Origin of the sequence: Rhodococcus zopfii NBRC 100606 = JCM 9919 (assembly GCF_001895025.1) — a bacterium.
GTDB classification, from domain to species: domain Bacteria; phylum Actinomycetota; class Actinomycetes; order Mycobacteriales; family Mycobacteriaceae; genus Rhodococcus; species Rhodococcus zopfii.
Genome location: NZ_BCXI01000097.1, coordinates 1 through 3,922, shown reverse-complemented (window position 1 = coordinate 3,922; position 3,922 = coordinate 1). Strand labels below are relative to the sequence as shown.

Sequence of the window (3,922 nt, the reverse complement as noted above, 5' to 3'; positions counted from 1 at the left end):
TTTCCCGAGGGTCCCGGCCTTGCAAGTACGCGCCTCCCATCTGTTGAACGAGCGCAGCGGCCGGCAGCGGATCCACATTCGCACGTTCGGTCAGGGAAGCCGCCTCGCCCGTAAGATCGACGAGTGGGGAGAGCAACACCAGCGCGTCCGGAGCTGTGTCACCAGCGTCACGTAGCGCAAGCGTGACCCCGGTCGTAATCCCTCCGCCGGCCGAGTCGCCGGCGATGGCGATCCGTTCGAACTCCGGCTGGTTACGCAACCACCGGTATACCGCCAGAACGTCGTCATTCGGTGCCGGGTAGGGGTTTTCCGGGGCCAGTCGGTAGTCGACGACCAGTACGCGGCTACCTGTCTCGACCGAGAACCGGTAAGCGAGTTCCTGGTACCCTGACGCGCTGCCCATCGACCACCCTCCGCCGTGGACGTAGATGGTCGCGCGCTGGTAGTCGGCACCCGGTGCCGTCACCCAGATGCACGGCACTCCATTGACGACAACGCGCTCGCAGCGTGCGTCATCGGGGAGTACGAAGTGGGCAAGTACCTCCTCGTAGAGCGTCCGGTAGTCCTCAACGGTCGCGTCAGGTTTGGACACCAGGTGTGAGAGAAGCTGACGTGCGCGCGCGATTTCTGTTGGCATGGAAACTCCTTGCTTCAATGCGATCACAGCTGCTGAAGTTCGGGCAGAACTTCCTTGTTGAAGAGATTGAAGCTCGCCTCCGCCCTGTCGCCGTACAAGCCTCCGAAGTGAAAGACCATGATCGGCTCGTACTCTCCAACGATTTCCTTGCGGGCTTGGTGTTTCGCGATCATCTCCTCGGGCGTTCCCCAAATCTGGGCGTCGACGTAGGTTTGCACCACCTGTTCGATTCCGAGTTCGTCGATCGCTTGCTTGGCGGCGGCGTAGGAGGCGTAGCCTGTGGTTTCCTCGAAGTGGCGGCCGCCGAATTCGTAGTGCTCCACGCAGGTGATGTAGTAGTTGGCGACGTGCTCGGCGGCGACCTTGCGCGCCGCCTCCGAGTCGGGGTGGCAGTAGGTGAGGTCGATCATCATCGGGGGCGGCGCCTGCACCCCGTGGGTGTCGTAGAAACTCTTCCGGTAGTCTTCGATCATGGGCATGTGATGCGTCTCCATCGGCCCCTGGATGAAGGCCATCATCTGCGCACCGAGGCGACCTGCGGCGACTGCAGAGTCGGGGCTCATTGCCACGCAACTGATTCGATCCTTGAACGATGCGAGTGGTCGGGGGTGGATCGGTACCCGCGGCTGCTTGTAGAAGGTGCCATCGTTCTCGGCGTATCCTTCCTCGAGTCCGCGAAGGATCATTTCGGCGGCCTCGTCGAAACGGCCCCGGGATTCACCCATGTCGAGTCGGAATGCCTCGAATTCGCGTCGTGCCAGGCCGCGGCCCATACCGAAGATCACGCGGCCATCCGCCAAGTTGTCCAGCAGCGCGATCTTCTCGATGACACGCAGCGGGTCGTTCCACGGCAGAATCACCGCGGTGGTCTGGAGTTTGATCGTGCTCGTGCGAGCAGCCAGGTAGGACAAGAACTGTGTGTTGTCGGGGCACATCGAGTATCCGGGGTCGAAGTGATGCTCGACGCATCCCACACTGGCGTAGCCGGCTGTCTCTGCCTGCAACGAGAGCTTGAGGTGGTCGCGATAGACCTCATGGTCACTGCGTGAGTTGTTGTAGTTCTGCAGGAGGTTCGTCATATGGACGCGCATTGCGGTGTTCCTTCCTCGGCGAGATTCCGCAGGTTTGACCGGCTGTGAATGCCGTCACGTCACTGTCGGGGAAATCAACCGATTCATGGTGTCCCAGTACGCAACATGGGTTGGTGTCACGGCGGATCGCCGGGCGGAACAGCTGGGGTCCGTTCAGACGATGGCCGAGTCGATACCTAGCGCGCGCATCTTGCGGTACAGCGTCGAACGTGCAATCCCCAAGGCTTCAGACGCCAGTTTCTTGTTGTCACCGGAATCGCGAAGCGCTTGCAGGATGGCATCAGCCTCCATCCGCTCTAGCCCGGACAGGCGCCGCCGGGCACCTCGTCTGTGGATCTGGACCGGAAGGTCGCCGATCCCGACGTAGTCGTGTCGCACCTTGCTGAGTACTTGTGCAACAACAAGGTTCAAAGATCGAATGTTCTCCGGCCAATCAACCCGGGCAAGCGCCTGGATAGCGTCCGGCATCCACCGTGGCGGGTTGGCGGCGCGGGAGTGCCGGAGAGACAGATTCTCGACGATACTCGAGAGATCCTCGGGCCGTTCAGTCAGCGAAGGCACTGCTATGACATCCGGGAAGCAGACCTGGAGATGGTCGCCGAGTGCTCCGCTGGCAGGTGGTCGACCGGAGGTGGCGACGACTCGTACCGCTGTGGTCGTCAGGATCGAAGCGAGCCGGAGCCGCCACTGATTCGGGATTCGATCGAGGTGGAGCAGAACAAGTGCGCGGCCCTCGTTCGCCGACCCGGCGATGTGTTCGAGCCACTCCGGGGAGGCGTCGTCCCCGTCGAACGCTGCGGCGTCCCGGCCTGCGATGCAGCGGGCCACCGATGCCTTCCCTGTTCCTGGATCTCCGTACAACAGTATCGACGAGTCGGTGGCGCGTGCCAGCTCGTGACGCATTCGGTTCCAGGTGTGCCCGTTGCCGGACAACCCCGGGAGCGAAACCGTAGCCAGGTCAGGCCTGCGGGCGGGTTCATGGAGGCGGCTGAGACGCAGAACTACACCCTCGTCGGATGTGGGGCCCGTGACGAACGAGCGTTCTACCTGAATACGCACCCCACCATCGAGCGACATGACACTGACGGAGCGAGTGCGGTCGGCGAAGGTTGTCTTCGCGTGGTCCCACAACATGGCCTGGTCTACTGCCCCGAGCAGACGAGTGGCTGAGGCGTTCGCCATGACTGTGCGGGCATTGACGGCGACAACCGGGTGTCGGGCATCTCGATTCTCTCGGAGGAATTGAGCCAGTAACAGCCGTTCGCTGACGGTGGCCGATTCGAGCAGCGTGGCCTCGATGTCTGCCACGATTTCCTGCACCCACGACAGGGCGAGCGGCGACGAGTCGTCGACGCTGCAGGTGAGGTTGAGGCTGCCCAACAGCTGGCGGGTGATCGGATGGACTACGGCGTTTCCCGCAGAGGTCAGGTCGCTGAATTGCGGTGCGAAGTGTTCGGGGCCGCGAACCAGCGTTGGTTTTCGGCTGATCAGTGAACTGCCGCTGGAGGTTCCTACGGTGGCTTCGTCGACGCTGAAACCGGCGACCACATCGAGTCCCTCGAGGGTTTTCATGATGGGCGCTCCACCGGCCCACTGCTTGAGGATTACGCCTTGGTCGTCAGTGAGTGACAGGCACATTCCCAGGCTCTGCAGCTGGTCGATTCGCGATCGACTGGCAAGTGCCGCGTCCGTGGCGGCAATCAGTTGCTCACCCCGCTCACGAAGGTCGGCTGTCAGTGGCGCGATGCCAGATGGATTGAGCCCATATCGGACGCACCGCTTCCACGACGCTAGGACGTCAGGAGTTGGGTGATTTCCACCGCCAATGCCCTCGAAAAGACCACTGCGGTCCTGCAGCAGCGCTGCAATGTCGGATTCAACGTCACTGTCAAATGGCCCCTGCAAACGTGAAGAAGTGTCGCGCATCACAGCGCTGATGATTACCCCGCTATTGACGGCCTGTCAAGAAGGGTGTCGGGTCTGCGCTTCGAGAGGCCAGATGGCGGATCGAGTTACCGGAGACGGCGATCAGGGTCCAGGAGCCAGCGGAATGCCACCGCAATACAGAGGGAGTGACTACGCAGTTCGTGCATCGCCGCAGGTTATCGATTACAGGGTCGATCTCGCCCGATCCGCCAGCACCCATGAATCGTCACAACGAGGTCCAGCAATCGTCGGCACCGGTGGTCCGAGA

General features: G+C 62.0%; 3 protein-coding genes. All 3 read right to left on the bottom strand.

Annotated elements, in window-relative coordinates:
• Positions 1-637, bottom strand: a 637-nt coding sequence (locus RZ1_RS29195; RefSeq protein WP_139282069.1) for an alpha/beta hydrolase fold domain-containing protein, incomplete at its 3' end; no start/stop codon positions are given.
• A 23-nt stretch (positions 638-660) separates the two neighbouring features.
• Positions 661-1,716, bottom strand: a complete 1,056-nt coding sequence (locus RZ1_RS29190) for an LLM class flavin-dependent oxidoreductase (RefSeq protein WP_238072386.1) — start codon at positions 1,714-1,716, stop codon at positions 661-663.
• Positions 1,717-1,881: 165 nt separating this feature from the next.
• The gene (locus RZ1_RS29185; protein WP_238072387.1) at positions 1,882-3,654 is read right to left on the bottom strand and encodes a sigma-54-dependent Fis family transcriptional regulator; all 1,773 of its coding nucleotides are present in this window, start codon (positions 3,652-3,654) and stop codon (positions 1,882-1,884) included.
• Positions 3,655-3,922: the final 268 nt, after the last annotated feature.